This is a genomic window from Citrobacter amalonaticus (assembly GCF_001559075.2).
Taxonomy (GTDB): domain Bacteria; phylum Pseudomonadota; class Gammaproteobacteria; order Enterobacterales; family Enterobacteriaceae; genus Citrobacter_A; species Citrobacter_A amalonaticus_F.
In genome coordinates, this window is the sequence record NZ_CP014015.2 from 3720779 (window position 1) to 3735331 (window position 14553).

The window sequence follows — 14553 nt, forward strand, 5'->3', positions numbered from 1 at the left end:
TTGACGGCGGCTTTGATGCCAGTTAAGGTGCCTATCGTGCGCTAAAGCATATAGACGATAACATTGACCTGTAGACCTTAAACCATGGACAAATTTGACGCTAATCGCCGCAAACTGCTGGCGTTAGGTGGTGCTGCCCTCGGCGCTGCCATCTTGCCTGTGCCTGCGTTTGCCACACTCTCTACCCCGCGTCCGCGTATTTTGACTCTGAGCAACCTCAACACCGGAGAGTCAATTAAAGCGGAATTTTTTGATGGCAGAGCTTATATTCAGGATGAATTAGCCAAACTTAACCATTTTTTCCGTGACTATCGCGCGAATAAGGTGAAGTCCATCGATCCCGGACTCTTCGATCAGCTTTTCCGCTTGCAAGGGCTGTTGGGAACACGTAAGCCCGTTCAACTGATTTCCGGTTATCGTTCACTGGATACCAACAATGAATTGCGTGCGCACAGCCGTGGGGTAGCGAAACAAAGCTATCACACTAAAGGCCAGGCCATGGATTTTCATATTGAAGGCATTTCGTTAAGTAATATTCGCAAAGCCGCGTTATCTATGCGCGCAGGTGGTGTAGGATACTACCCACGCAGTAACTTTGTGCATATTGACACCGGGCCGGCGCGGCACTGGTGATTATCGAAACAGGAGCAGTATGAACTATCGTATTATTCCGGTCACCGCGTTCTCCCAGAACTGTTCTTTGATCTGGTGTGAGCAAACGCGTCTGGCAGCGCTTGTCGATCCCGGCGGCGATGCTGAGAAAATCAAACAGGAAGTGGATGCCAGCGGCATCACGTTGACGCAGATCCTGCTCACTCACGGACACCTCGATCATGTGGGTGCTGCGGCAGAACTGGCGCAACACTACGGTGTACCGGTTATCGGTCCGGAAAAAGAAGATGAGTTCTGGCTGCAGGGTTTGCCTGCTCAGAGTCGCATGTTTGGCCTCGGCGAATGTCAGCCACTGACGCCCGACCGTTGGCTTAACGAAGGAGATCGTGTCAGCGTAGGGAATGTGACTTTACAGGTGTTGCATTGCCCGGGCCATACGCCTGGACACGTTGTTTTCTTTGACGAGCAGTCGCAACTGCTCATCTCAGGCGACGTGATTTTTAAAGGTGGAGTCGGGCGCAGTGATTTCCCGCGCGGCGATCACAGCCAGTTGATTGACTCGATCAAACGTAAGCTGTTGCCATTAGGTGATGACGTGACGTTTATTCCGGGTCATGGCCCGCTGTCGACGCTGGGCTATGAACGGTTGCACAACCCGTTCCTGCAGGATGAAATGCCTGTCTGGTAATCCCCATTAAAAAGCCCGCTTATCGCGGGCTTTGCTTTTATTGCAAATCTTACAGCACGGCGACAATGGCTTCGCACAGCGGTGCCATGTTATCCGGCGTCATGCCGGCAACGTTGACGCGACCAGAAGCCACCGCATAAACGCCAAACTCTTCACGCAGACGTAGAACCTGCTCTTTGGTCAGGCCGCTGAACGAGAACATGCCGTTTTGTTTGATGATAAAGCTGAAATCTCGATCTGCCCCTTTCTCTTGCAGGGTGTTCACAAACAGCAGACGCATACGCTGAATGCGCTGACGCATATCGGTCAGTTCCTGTTCCCAGATTGCGCGCAGTGCATCGTTGCTGAGAATTGTGGCAACCACAGATGCGCCGTGGGCTGGCGGGTTAGAGTAGTTCGCACGAATGGCGGATTTCATCTGGCTGAAGGCGCGGTCAACGGTTTCCGTATCTGCCGCGACCAGCGTACAGGCACCCACACGTTCGTTGTACAGGCCAAAGTTCTTGGAGTAGGAGCTCGCGACAATCAGCTCTTTGTGCAGCGCGGCGAACGCGCGCAGTCCTTCCGCGTCTTCTTCCAGACCACGAGCGAAGCCCTGATACGCGAAGTCAAACAGCGGCAACCAGCCTTTCTCGACGGAAAGCTGAGCCAGGGTTTGCCACTGCTCAAGCGTAGGATCAATACCGGTTGGGTTATGGCAGCAACCGTGGAACAGCACCACATCGCCCGCCTGCGCTTCGCTCAGGCTGTTTAGCAGTGCATCAAAGTCGAGAGAATGGTTTTCTGCGTCGTAATAAGCATACTCCCGTACTTCCAGCCCGGCGGAGTTAAACACGCTCTTATGGTTTGGCCAGCTCGGGTTGCTCACCCAGACGCGTTTTACTGCCGTATTTTTTGCCAGGAAGTCGGCTGCAACGCGGAGCGCGCCGGTGCCGCCCGGCGTTTGCGCCGTGCGTGCGCGTTTGTCATTGATAAGATGACTACCTTTGCCGAACAGCAGTTCCTGCGTGCAACGGCCAAATTCCGGAATACCGTCAATGCCGAGGTAGTTTTTTGTTGTTTCATTTTCGAGTAAGTATTGCTCGGCTTTTTTAACGCTGGTCAGCACTGGCGTTTTGCCAGTTTCATCTTTATAAACACCGATCCCAAGGTTAATTTTCGAAGGACGGTCATCAGCACGAAACAGATCGGCCAGACCCAGAATGGGGTCGGCAGGGGCGGCAGTAATGTTCTCAAACATGACGAGGTTCCATTGTGGTTACAGAAGGGAAATCCGTTATCAGGTTAACGGTAGATTTACAAAATGCCAACCGTTAGTGATGAAAACCCTGAAGGTTTTTTGAAGTCGCAAGATTTTGCTGACAGGCATAAAAAAACAGGACCGAAGTCCTGTTTTTTAGGCATTTAGCAAAGGGGTCTGCTATTAGAACTGGTATACGATACCCAGAGCAACGGTGTCGTCAGAGTTCACGCCCAGTTTGTTGTCAGAATCAATCTGGTTGATCTGGTAGTCAACATAGGTGGACATGTTTTTGTTGAAGTAGTAGGTAGCGCCTACTTCAATGTAGTTCACCAGATCTTCGCTACCCACACCTTCTACGTTCTTCGCTTTGGATTTGTTGTAGGAGATGGACGGACGCAGACCGAAATCGAACTGGTACTGAGCAACAACGAAGAAGTCCTGAGTTTTGTTGGCAAAACCGTCTTCGATGCGGGTAGCGTTACGGGTTTCACCGTAGTTGGTCGCCAGGTAGATGTTGTTCGCATCGTATTTCAGACCGGTTGCCCACTGCTCAGCTTTTTCACCGTGACCACGAACAGAATTGACCTGATCGTCGGTACGGTCAGCTGCGCCGTATGCACCAACAATGCCGAAGCCATTCATTTCGTAGCTAACAGAACCGCCGACGCCGTCACCGTTAGAGCGACCTACGTTGCCTTCACGCTCGTTTTTGCCCAGGTACTGAACACCGAAGTTCAGGCCATCAACCAGACCGAAGAAGTTAGCGTTACGGTAGGTAGCAACGCCGCCAACACGGCCAACGAAGAAGTTATCGCTGTATGCGGTATCACCGCCGAATTCTGGCAGCATATCGGTGTAACCCAGTGCATCGTAAACGATACCGTAGTTACGACCGTAGTCGAAGGAGCCCGCGTCACCGAATTTCAGACCGGCGAATGCCAGACGGGTTTTGTTGTTGTTTTGCGCGTCATCACCGCCTTCAGAGTTGTTACCGGCGAAGTTATATTCCCACTGGCCGTAACCGGTCAGTTGGTCATTGATCTGAGTTTCCCCTTTAAAGCCAAGACGGGCATAAGTCTGGTCGCCGTCATTGCCTGCGTTGTCAGAAAAATAGTGCAGACCAACGGCTTTACCGTACAGGTCCAGTTTGTTGCCGTCTTTGTTGTAGATTTCTGCAGCGTTAGCTGCACCGGCTACCAGCAGGGCAGGGATTACCACTGCCAGAATATTGCGCTTCATCATTATTTATTACCCTCATGGTTTTTTTATGACACCTGCCACTGCCGCCAATAAATTTCGTCAATAAAAATTTACGGAACTATTGATGAGAGTTTGGTGTCTTTATGTGTCTGACAGGCATCTTTCCATTCAAACTAACGTTTCGCTACCGTGAAAGTGCTACAAAGATAAAGAATTGGTTTCAGAAAGAAAAAATGTGTAACTAATTATTACATTTTTGGAACTTTGTGAACGATATCAAATTTCGAAACGATTTCAGCTCCAGATCACGCCACTTATATCTATTTATATGATTTTCTTATCTTTAATTTTGATAAGTGAAAAATAGCGTACAGAAAATAGACGTTTCCAGTTTTGCTTATGGCCGTATCTGGACGTCTGGAATGCTGTGAGATTGTGTATAAAATGTGCTATTGGGTGAGGAAATACTAATCCGCAAGAAAATTGCGGTTTATTTTTTATGCAGAAATATTACAACGTAATATCAGGTAACAGGAGTGGGGAGATTTGGGGGTTGATCGTAGAATTGCTTACTTATTACTCACAAAAACTGACATTTCAGGCGATAAAAAAGGCCAGCAACGCTGGCCTTTTTGTGAACGATCTTAGAACGTCGCATTACGCGGTGTACGCGGGAAGGCGATCACGTCACGAACGTTCTGTACGCCAGTAACGTAAGCGATCAGACGCTCAAAGCCGAGACCGAAGCCAGAGTGCGGCACGGTACCGTAGCGGCGCAGATCGCGATACCACCAGTAGTCTTCTTTGTTGAGACCCATTTCCAGCATGCGCGCATCCAGTACATCCAGACGCTCTTCACGCTGTGAACCACCGATGATTTCACCGATACCCGGCGCCAGAACGTCCATCGCGGCAACGGTTTTTCCATCTTCGTTCAGGCGCATATAGAACGCTTTAATCTCTTTCGGATAGTTTTTCACCACCACCGGCGCTTTAAAGTGTTCTTCTGCCAGATAACGTTCGTGCTCGGAGGAAAGATCGACACCCCAGTAAACCGGGTTCTCGAACTTTCTGCCTTTCTTAATGCACTCTTCAAGAATAGCGACTGCATCGGTGTAATCCACCTGGGCGAAATCCGCTTCAATGAAACGTTCCAGACGACTAATCGCCTCTTTATCCACGCGTTCGGCAAAGAACTTCATGTCGTCAGCACGCTCGGTCAGTACGGTTTTGAAGGCATATTTCAGCATGCCCTCCGCCAGACCGGCAATGTCGCTCAGGTTGGCGAAGGCCACTTCCGGTTCCAGCATCCAGAACTCCGCCAGGTGACGGGTGGTGTTGGAATTTTCCGCACGGAAAGTCGGGCCGAAGGTATAGATCTTCGACAACGCGCAGGCGTAAGTTTCGCCGTTCAACTGGCCGGATACGGTCAGGAAGGACTCTTTACCAAAGAAGTCTTTGTCGAAATCTACTTTGCCCTGATCGTTACGCGGCAGGTTTTCCAGATCCAGTGTCGACACGCGGAACATCTCACCGGCGCCTTCAGTATCAGACGCAGTGATCAGCGGAGTGGAAACCCAGAAGAAGCCCTGCTCATCGAAGAAACGGTGCAGCGCCTGCGCCAGCGTGTGGCGAACACGTGCGACGGCACCAATCATGTTGGTACGCGGACGCAGGTGCGCAACTTCACGCAGGTACTCGATGCTGTGACGTTTCGCCGCCATCGGGTACGTGTCTGGATCTTCAACCCAGCCGCTGACTTCAACCTCAGTGGCCTGGATCTCAAAACTCTGTCCTTGTCCCGGAGAGGCTACAACCTTCCCGGTGACGATAACGGAGCAGCCAGTGGTCAGACGCAGCACTTCTTCATTGTAATTGGGCAGAGAATTATTAATGACGGCCTGTACAGGATCAAAGCAGGAACCGTCATAAACGGCGAGGAAGGAGATGCCAGCTTTTGAATCTCGGCGGGTACGTACCCATCCGCGCACGGTGACTTCGCTGTCAACGGCTACACGGCCCTGGAGTACGTCGGCTACAGGCACAACGCTCATAATATTCTCTCTGTTAATAGTCCGATATATAAACACATGTTCCCCGGAATGGGGATTTCCTATGTTACCTGGCATCTGCAATCAGACAAGTAGAATTAACAAGAAAAGAAAAGAATTCAGAAATAAATGCTAAAAGGGAGCCGAAGCGGCTCCCTGGCAGGATTAACTGGCTTTTTTGATATGCGGTAAATCAAACGCTTTGCGCAACGCGCGAACAAAGGCTTTGTCATGGCAAATGGTTTTGCCAGGGCTGTCAGACAGTTTGGCAACCGGTTTACCGTTGCACTCCACCAGCTTGATCACAATGTTTAGCGGCTTAACCTGCGGAATATCGCACGTCAGGCGCGTGCCAATACCAAAACTCAACTGTACGCGGGAGGAGAAATGCCGGTAAAGATCGACGGCTTTATTCAGATCCAGATTGTCGGAAAAAACCAGCGTTTTGCTGTGCGGATCGATACCCAACTTCTCATAGTGCGCGATAGCTTTTTCACCCCATTCAACGGGATCGCCAGAGTCATGGCGCAATCCCTGGTAACGGGTCGCAAATTCGCTGCCAAAGTCGCGTAAGAACGCATCCATCGTGATGCAGTCGGTCAGCGCAATACCTAACTGATCCGGATATTCATTCAACCATGCGGCGAGGGCGGCGCGTTGACTGGTCGCCAGTTCAGGGCTTATCTGTTGATGCGCCTGGAACCACTCGTGCGCCTGTGTGCCCATCGGTGTTAGCGACAGACGGCGCGCCAGATCGTAGTTACTGGTGCCAACAAACCACGACTCCTGCTGCAAACGCTTAACGATAGCCTGTTGCACTTCACGGGAAAAACGGCGACGGGTGCCGAAATCCATCAGGTGGAAGCGGGACATATCGAGATTTGACGTTAAAGCAGAGAAATCGACGAGTTTCGTCTCCAGCGTATCGAGGGCCTGCGCGACGCCTACTTCTGGTGAGCGATAACGATGGACCAGCTCACTGATCACCGCCAGCAGTGGAACTTCCCACATGATGACTTCACGCCACGGGCCGGTTAAGCGGATATTCAGCTTCCCGTTGTCGTTACTGACGGATACCTGCTGTGGGTCATAGCGAAAATCGCGCAGCCAGTTGAGGTAATCCGCTTTGAAGAAGGGCAGGCCGGAGAGCCACTGATACTCTTCATCCTGCAGGCGCAGATGCTGCATAGCATTGACCTGCTCGCGAATGGTGTCGGCATAAATACCCAGCAGGTCGTCGCCTCGGCAACGAAATTCAGCCGCTACCTGCACATCATAGTAGTGGTGAAATACGGCTTGCTGCATATGCAACTTATAAGCATCTGTATCCAGCAACGAGTGCAGAACAGGAGAAGCGAATTGTGTCATAGGTGCGCAGTAGCATCCTCTCACGGGAGCGTTTAGTACAATAAACAACTAAGAAAACCGCTGGAGTATACCTTGTTTAGCGATTTATTGAACCCCGATCACACCATAAGCTGAGGTTAGGGTCGAGTGCATTTCGTGCCTCGTGTTATAAAAATGTAGCGAAATGAGTGTTTGTGCCTGAAAAGATAAACATTCTGCGTAGCGCGTTTTACGCAACAGGAATAGACTGGAGACGAGACTCTTCAAAAGATGCTAAAGGTTTTTTTATGACACAACAGCCACAAGCCAAATACCGCCACGACTACCGTGCGCCGGATTACCAGATTACTGATATTGACTTGACCTTTGACCTGGATGCTGAAAAAACCGTGGTCACGGCAGTGAGCCAGGCTGTTCGTCATGGCGCATCGGATGCCCCGCTGAAACTGGATGGAGAAGATCTGACACTGGTCTCTCTCCACGTCAATGATGAACCGTGGACAGCCTGGAAAGAAGAAGCGGGCGCGCTGGTGATCAGCAATCTGCCCGAGCGTTTTACGCTGCGAATTGTGAATGAAATCAGCCCGGCCCGGAATACTGCGCTGGAAGGTCTGTATCAATCGGGCGATGCACTCTGCACCCAGTGCGAAGCGGAAGGTTTCCGCCATATTACTTGGTATCTCGACCGTCCGGACGTACTGGCGCGTTTTACCACCAAAATTATTGCCGATAAAAGTCAATATCCGTTCCTGCTCTCCAACGGTAACCGCACCGGCGAGGGGGAACTGGAAAACGGTCGTCACTGGGTTCAGTGGCAGGATCCGTTCCCGAAACCGTGCTATCTGTTTGCGCTGGTTGCCGGTGATTTCGACGTGCTGCGCGACACCTTTACGACCCGGTCCGGGCGTGAAGTCGCGCTGGAACTGTACGTGGATCGCGGCAATCTCGATCGTGCGCCGTGGGCGATGACGTCGTTACAGAACTCGATGAAGTGGGATGAAGAGCGCTTCGGCCTGGAATACGATCTCGACATCTATATGATCGTCGCCGTCGACTTCTTTAATATGGGCGCGATGGAGAATAAAGGGCTTAATATCTTTAACTCCAAATACGTGCTGGCGCGTACCGACACCGCCACCGACAAAGATTATCTCGATATTGAACGCGTGATCGGCCATGAATATTTCCACAACTGGACCGGTAACCGCGTCACCTGTCGCGACTGGTTCCAGTTGAGTCTGAAAGAGGGCTTAACCGTTTTCCGCGATCAGGAGTTCAGTTCGGATCTCGGTTCTCGTGCCGTTAACCGGATCAGCAACGTGCGTACTATGCGCGGCCTGCAGTTTGCTGAAGATGCCAGCCCGATGGCGCATCCGATCCGCCCGGACATGGTCATTGAAATGAACAACTTCTACACCCTGACCGTGTATGAAAAGGGCGCAGAAGTGATTCGCATGATCCATACCCTGCTGGGCGAGGCGAATTTCCAGAAAGGGATGCAGCTGTATTTTGAACGTCATGATGGCAGCGCGGCGACCTGTGATGATTTCGTTCAGGCCATGGAGGACGCGTCTAACGTCGATCTTTCCCACTTCCGCCGCTGGTACAGCCAGTCCGGCACGCCGGTTGTCACCGTCAAAGATGACTACAACCCGGAAACCGAGCAATACACGCTGACCCTCAGCCAGCGCACGCCAGCAACGCCGGATCAGGCCGAAAAACAGCCGCTTCACATTCCGTTTGCCATCGAACTGTATGACAACGAAGGTAAAGTGATCCCGCTGCAGAAAGGCGGTCACCCGGTGAATTCGGTACTGAATTTCACCCAGGCGGAGCAGACGTTTGTCTTTGATAACGTTTACTTCCAGCCGGTACCGGCGTTGTTGTGCGAGTTTTCAGCCCCGGTGAAACTGGAGTATAAGTGGAGCGATCAGCAACTGACGTTCCTGATGCGTCATGCACGCAATGACTTCTCCCGTTGGGACGCGGCGCAAAGTCTGCTGGCAACGTATATCAAGCTGAACGTGGCGCGTCATCAGCAGGGACAACCGTTGTCATTGCCGGTGCATGTGGCGGATGCTTTCCGCGCGGTGCTGCTGGATGAGAAGATCGATCCGGCGCTGGCGGCGGAGATCCTGACGTTGCCTTCGGCAAACGAAATTGCTGAGCTGTTTGATATCATCGATCCGCTGGCGATCGCGGAAGTTCGCGAAGCGTTAACGCGTACACTGGCGACCGAACTGGCGGATGAGTTCCTGGCGATCTACAACGCCAACCGGCTGGAGGAGTACCGCGTTGAGCATGCGGACATCGGTAAACGTACGCTGCGTAACGCCTGCCTGCGCTTCCTGGCCTTTGGTGAAACGACGCTGGCGGACACGCTGGTGAGCAAACAGTATCGTGAAGCCAACAACATGACCGATGCGCTGGCGGCGCTGTCTGCGGCCGTGGCTGCGCAATTGCCGTGCCGTGATGCGTTGATGCAGGAGTATGACGACAAGTGGCATCAGGACGGTCTGGTGATGGACAAATGGTTTATCCTGCAGTCCACCAGTCCGGCGGATAACGTGCTGGACACGGTACGCGGCCTGTTGAAACACCGTTCGTTCAGCATGAGCAACCCGAACCGTATTCGTTCGCTGATTGGCGCGTTTGCCGGCAGTAACCCGGCGGCTTTCCATGCCGAAGATGGCAGCGGATACCAGTTCCTGGTTGAGATGTTGACTGAGCTTAACAGCCGTAACCCGCAGGTGGCGTCGCGTCTGATCGAACCTTTGATCCGTCTGAAACGTTACGATGCGAAGCGTCAGCAAAAAATGCGTGCCGCGCTGGAACAGTTGAAAGGGCTGGAGAATCTCTCCGGCGATCTGTTCGAGAAGGTAACCAAAGCGTTAGCCTGAGACCTTGACCTGTCGTTTAGTAGGCCGGATAAGGCGGTAACGCCGCTATCCGGCAAAATGCCCGGTGGCGCTCACGCTTACCGGGCCTACAATGTCCTGAATGCTTATCCATGCCGACGGATCGGCTGTTCCGTTACCCCACGCTGCATAACCCGTCTCAACACGTTGGCCTCCAGCTCCGCTAAACGCACCGAGCCCAGGCGGCGGGGGCGCGCAATATCGACCGTCAGATCCAGTCCAATCTTGCCATCCTCAATCAGCAACACCCGATCGGCCATCGCCACGGCTTCGCTGACGTCATGCGTCACCAGCAGTACAGTAAAACCATGCTCCTGCCACAGCGAAACAATAAGTTCTTGCATCTCCAGACGCGTTAACGCATCCAGTGCGCCAAGCGGTTCGTCAAGCAACAGCAGGCCCGGCCGATGGATCAGCGCCCGCGCAAGGGCGACGCGTTGCTTTTGTCCGCCGGAAAGCGCCGCTGGCCATTCCGTCGCACGGTCTTCCAGCCCAACCGCCGCCAGCGCCTGACGCGCAGCGTCCCGCCAGTGACCCTTCAGCCCCAGACCCACGTTGTCGATCACCGACTTCCACGGCAGAAGTCGGGCATCCTGAAACATCATGCGGGTATCGTCCTGACTATCGCGAAGCGACGTGGTCCCTGCCAGCAGTTCTCCGGCATTCGGTGATTCCAGCCCCGCCAGCAAACGCAGCAGGGTGCTTTTGCCCCCGCCGCTGCGTCCGACGACGGCGACAAACTGGCCTGCCGGAATATGGAGATCAAGCTGATTCAGTACGGTGTTTGCCGCGTACTTTTTCGTTACCGCATTCAGCAGGAGCGGCGTACCCTGGTTCAGACGGGCGGTATTCATACGGTGGCCTCCTTCACATGATAAGCCGGGTTCCAGCGCAGCCAGACGCGTTCCAGCAGTTGAGCGCTGACGTCGGCCAGTTTACCGAGCAGGGCGTAGAGAATAATGGCGACAACCACGATATCCGTTTGCAGAAACTCCCGCGCATTCATCGCCAGATAACCGATTCCTGAATTGGCCGAAATGGTCTCCGCGACAATCAGCGTCAGCCACATCAGCCCCAGCGCAAAGCGCACGCCGACCATGATCGAGGGCAGGGCGCCGGGCAGGATCACATGGAGAAACAGCGAAAAACCGGATAATCCGTAGCTGCGCGCCATCTCCGCCAGACCGCGATCGATGTTGCGGATCCCGTGCCAGGTATTGATATAGACAGGAAAGAGCGTCCCCAGCGCGACCAGGAAGATCTTCGCGGTTTCATCAATGCCAAACCACAAGATCACTAACGGGATGAGTGCCAGATGCGGAACGTTGCGCAGCATCTGGATTGAGGTATCCAGCAGGCGTTCTCCCCAGCGCGATAAGCCGCTAATCAGCCCCAGCGTCAGGCCAATCGAACCGCCGATCGAAAAGCCGATCAGCGCGCGCCAGGAGCTGATGGCCAGATGTTGCCAGAGTTCGCCGCTGGCGGAGAGCGTCCAGAAGGCGGTTACCACCCCTTCCGGTGAGGGTAAAATACGCCCGGAGAGCCAGCCCATGGAGGAGGCCAGTTGCCAGACGGCGACGATGCCCACCGGTAAAAACCAGGGCGCAACGCGTAATAACCACTTTTTCGTTGGCGTTGCCATCATGGTTCTCCTCAGCTCTGCGCAACGCTGCGCGGGATAAATTCATTCGCCACCGCTTCACCCTGCTGATGCAGGCGCTGCGGTTGTGGGACTTCCGGGATCGCGACGTCCAGATGCGGGAACAACAGTTCGCCGACCCTGTACGCCTCTTCCAAATGTGGATAGCCAGAAAGGACAAAGCTGTCGATGCCCAACGCGGCATATTCATTGATGCGCGCCGCCACCGTCGGGCCGTCACCGACCAGCGCGGTCCCGGCGCCACCACGCACCAGACCCACACCAGCCCACAAATTCGGGCTGATCTCCAGTTGGTCGCGCTTGCCGTTATGCAGCGCCGCCATCCGGTGCTGACCGACGGAATCCGTCCGGGCAAACGCCGCCTGCGCCTTCGCGATAGTGTCGTCATCAAGGTGGGCGATCAGCCGATCCGCGGCCCGCCATGCTTCTTCGTTGGTTTCACGGACAATGACGTGCAGGCGAATGCCAAAACGAATATTCCGTCCGCGTGCCGCGGCTTTGGCTCGCACCTGGGCGATCTTCTCTTTCACCAGTTCAGGCGGTTCACCCCAGGTGAGGTAAAGATCGACCTGCTCAGCGGCCAGATCCTGAGCGACGTCGGAAGAGCCACCAAAGTAGAGTGGGGGATACGGCTGTTGGATCGGCGGAAAGAACAGCTTCGCCCCGCGAACGTGGATATGCTTGCCGTTAAAATCGACGGTTTCGCCCTGCAATAAACGACGCCAGACCTGGGTGAACTCCGAAGAGGCCTCGTAACGTTCACTGTGATCGAGAAACACACCGTCGCCCGCCAGTTCCTGTGGATCGCTGCCGGTGACCAGGTTAAACAACGCGCGACCATTGGAGAGGCGGTCAAGCGTCGCGGCCTGCCGTGCGGCGACCGTCGGTGAAGTGACGCTCGGGCGCAATGCCACCAGGAATTTGAGTCGCTGAGTTACCGGGATCATCGATGCCGCGACCAGCCACGCGTCTTCGCAGGATCGCCCGGTTGGGATCAGCACACCGGTGAATCCCAGACGATCCGCCGCCTGCGCAATCTGCTGCAAATAGCCTTGATCCACCGGGCGAGAGCCTTCCTCCGTTCCCAGATAGTGACCGTCACCGTGCGTCGGTAAAAACCAGAACATATTCAGGCTCATAATGATTTTCCTTCCTGTTGAGTAGGGCGCCAGATGCGCTGGCGAATATCGATTTTTTTCGGTACCAGGCGGTTGTCGTAAAACAGATCCGCGGTCTGTTGCTGCAACGCGGCCACAGAGTCGCTGACCGGTGAAATGGTGGTTGGCGGGCGATGATCGAGATATGAGGCAATCACGGGTTCCGGCAGACCCATCGTTTTCGCCAGCAGCGCGATACTCTCCTGACGCTGGCTAAGGGTTAACGCGTCCGCCTGACTGAAGGTTTCCAGCACGCCCTGAATGAATGCGCCGTTTTTCTCTGCGTACGGTCGCGCGGCGAGATAGAACGATCCTGTTTGTTTCAGATCGCTGCCGTCTTTCAGCACGCGCACGCCGCCCTGCAATAATGCTGCAGAATAGTAAGGATCCCAGATGGCCCACGCATCGACATTCCCTTGCTGGAAAGCCGCTCGGGCATCGGCAGGGGTCAGGTAGGTAGGCTGGATATCGGTAAATTTCAGCCCGGCCTGTTGCAAGGCGCGCAGCAGCAGGTTGTGGGAGCTGGAGCCTTTCTGGAACGCGACTTTGTGACCTTTCAGTTCCGCCACCGTTTTGATGGGGCTGTTTTCCGGCACCAGAATCACTTCGGCTTTCGGTTTCGCCGGCTCGACGCCGACGTACACTAAATCTGCCCCGGCGGCCTGGGCGAAAATGGGCGGAATATCGCCGGTGCTGCCCAGATCAATACTGCCGACGTTCAGGGCTTCCAGCATCTGCGGCCCGGCGGGAAATTCAATCCAGGATATTTTTGTTCCGGGATAACGTGTTTCAAGCAGCTGGTGGCTTTTCGCCAGAACCATACTGATGCTGCCTTTCTGATAGCCAATACGCAGGGCATCTGGTGAGGGCTCCGCCGCCTGTGTCAGTCCGGTAAAGGCCAGCAGTCCAGCGAATGCCAGCCATGCCGTACGGGCTTTAAGAAGATTACGCATGGGCCGCACCTCTCACCGTCTCAAAGGCGGGAACCTTAACGTCGCGGCGATGCAGGGCGTGCCAGAACGTTTCCAGCGCGTTATCAAGACGCAGCTGTAAATTGGGTGTGAAATGCGGCTTATGCTGATAGTCGATTACCTGGGAGTCATCGGCAAAGACGCCGTGTAAAATCTCCTGGGCCTTCAGGGCGCTGAGCACCGGTTTCAGCGCGTAATCGACGGCAAGCAGATGAGCAACGGTGCCGCCCGTCGCCAGTGGCAGGACGACTTTACCTTCCAGCGCCCGTTCCGGGAGCAGATCAAGCAGCGTTTTAAGCGCCCCGGAATAGGCCGCTTTATAGACCGGCGTGGCAACGATCAGGCCATCCGCTTCTTTCAGTTGCTCAACCAGTGTTTTTAACGCCGGGCTATCGAAACGGGCATACAGCAGATCTTCAGGCTCGAAGTTGTGCAAATTCCAGTGGTATACCTCAACGTCCTGACCGTTCAATTTTTCCCGGGCATATTCCAGTAAGGCGCTGGATCGAGAGGGAAAGCGTGGGCTTCCCGCCAGAGTGATGACGCGCATAAATGCATTCTCCCCCTTATAACCAATTGTTCGCTTTTATTTAACATTGATAACAATTTTTGCAGTCTGACAGAGGGGAATCGGGAATCGAAATGATTTATGCGGAATAGAAAAGCTGAAAATTGCATAAAAAGAAGCTGCCAGGGAAAACGTTTG

Annotated in this window: 12 protein-coding genes; 3 read left to right on the forward strand and 9 right to left on the reverse strand. The window is 53.9% G+C overall.

Annotated elements, in window-relative coordinates:
* The first annotated feature begins 84 nt into the window (after positions 1–84).
* Together AL479_RS17895 and AL479_RS17900 are read left to right on the forward strand one after the other, a co-directional pair.
* Positions 85–633, forward strand: coding sequence for a YcbK family protein (locus tag AL479_RS17895; RefSeq protein WP_061077037.1), 549 nt, complete (start codon positions 85–87; stop codon positions 631–633).
* Between the two features lie 19 nt (positions 634–652).
* On the forward strand, positions 653–1300 hold the full coding sequence (locus tag AL479_RS17900; protein ID WP_044256324.1) for an MBL fold metallo-hydrolase: 648 nt from the start codon (positions 653–655) through the stop codon (positions 1298–1300).
* Positions 1301–1349: 49 nt separating this feature from the next.
* On the opposite strand, the gene aspC is transcribed toward AL479_RS17900, so the two are convergent.
* The 4 genes from aspC to pncB all read right to left on the reverse strand — a co-directional run bounded on the left by aspC (position 1350) and on the right by pncB (position 7162).
* Positions 1350–2540, reverse strand: coding sequence for an aspartate transaminase (gene aspC, locus AL479_RS17905; protein ID WP_061077038.1), 1191 nt, complete (start codon positions 2538–2540; stop codon positions 1350–1352).
* 183 nt (positions 2541–2723) lie between these two features.
* A complete protein-coding gene (gene ompF / locus AL479_RS17910) occupies positions 2724–3785 on the reverse strand; it encodes a porin OmpF (protein WP_061077039.1) in 1062 nt (353 codons plus the stop codon).
* Positions 3786–4387: 602 nt separating this feature from the next.
* Positions 4388–5797 carry an asparagine--tRNA ligase gene (gene asnS / locus AL479_RS17915; protein WP_046478715.1) on the reverse strand — a complete coding sequence of 470 codons (1410 nt, stop codon included), beginning with the start codon at positions 5795–5797 and terminating at the stop codon, positions 4388–4390.
* 162 nt (positions 5798–5959) lie between these two features.
* Complete coding sequence (gene pncB, locus AL479_RS17920) at positions 5960–7162, reverse strand: nicotinate phosphoribosyltransferase (protein WP_061077040.1); 1203 nt, start codon at positions 7160–7162, stop codon at positions 5960–5962.
* A gap of 266 nt (positions 7163–7428) precedes the next feature.
* On the opposite strand from pncB, the gene pepN reads away from it, so the two are divergent.
* Positions 7429–10041 (forward strand): aminopeptidase N, encoded by a 2613-nt coding sequence (pepN, locus tag AL479_RS17925; RefSeq protein ID WP_061077041.1) that lies wholly within the window; start codon positions 7429–7431, stop codon positions 10039–10041.
* A gap of 104 nt (positions 10042–10145) precedes the next feature.
* Here pepN and ssuB read toward each other — a convergent pair whose 3' ends face one another.
* Genes ssuB through ssuE form a run of 5 tightly spaced genes read right to left on the reverse strand, consistent with a single transcriptional unit; the run spans position 10146 to position 14397 of the window.
* Positions 10146–10913, reverse strand: a complete 768-nt coding sequence (gene ssuB / locus AL479_RS17930) for an aliphatic sulfonates ABC transporter ATP-binding protein (RefSeq protein ID WP_061077042.1) — start codon at positions 10911–10913, stop codon at positions 10146–10148.
* The gene (ssuC, locus tag AL479_RS17935; RefSeq protein ID WP_061077043.1) at positions 10910–11701 is read right to left on the reverse strand and encodes an aliphatic sulfonate ABC transporter permease SsuC; all 792 of its coding nucleotides are present in this window, start codon (positions 11699–11701) and stop codon (positions 10910–10912) included. Before ssuC ends, ssuB begins: the two co-directional genes overlap by 4 nt.
* An 11-nt stretch (positions 11702–11712) precedes the next feature.
* The gene (gene ssuD / locus AL479_RS17940; RefSeq protein ID WP_061077044.1) at positions 11713–12858 is read right to left on the reverse strand and encodes an FMNH2-dependent alkanesulfonate monooxygenase; all 1146 of its coding nucleotides are present in this window, start codon (positions 12856–12858) and stop codon (positions 11713–11715) included.
* Complete coding sequence (locus AL479_RS17945) at positions 12855–13829, reverse strand: sulfonate ABC transporter substrate-binding protein (RefSeq protein WP_061077045.1); 975 nt, start codon at positions 13827–13829, stop codon at positions 12855–12857. Before AL479_RS17945 ends, ssuD begins: the two co-directional genes overlap by 4 nt.
* Complete coding sequence (gene ssuE / locus AL479_RS17950; RefSeq protein WP_061077046.1) at positions 13822–14397, reverse strand: NADPH-dependent FMN reductase; 576 nt, start codon at positions 14395–14397, stop codon at positions 13822–13824. The genes AL479_RS17945 and ssuE overlap by 8 nt, the downstream gene beginning before the upstream one ends.
* Between the last annotated feature and the right edge of the window lie 156 nt (positions 14398–14553).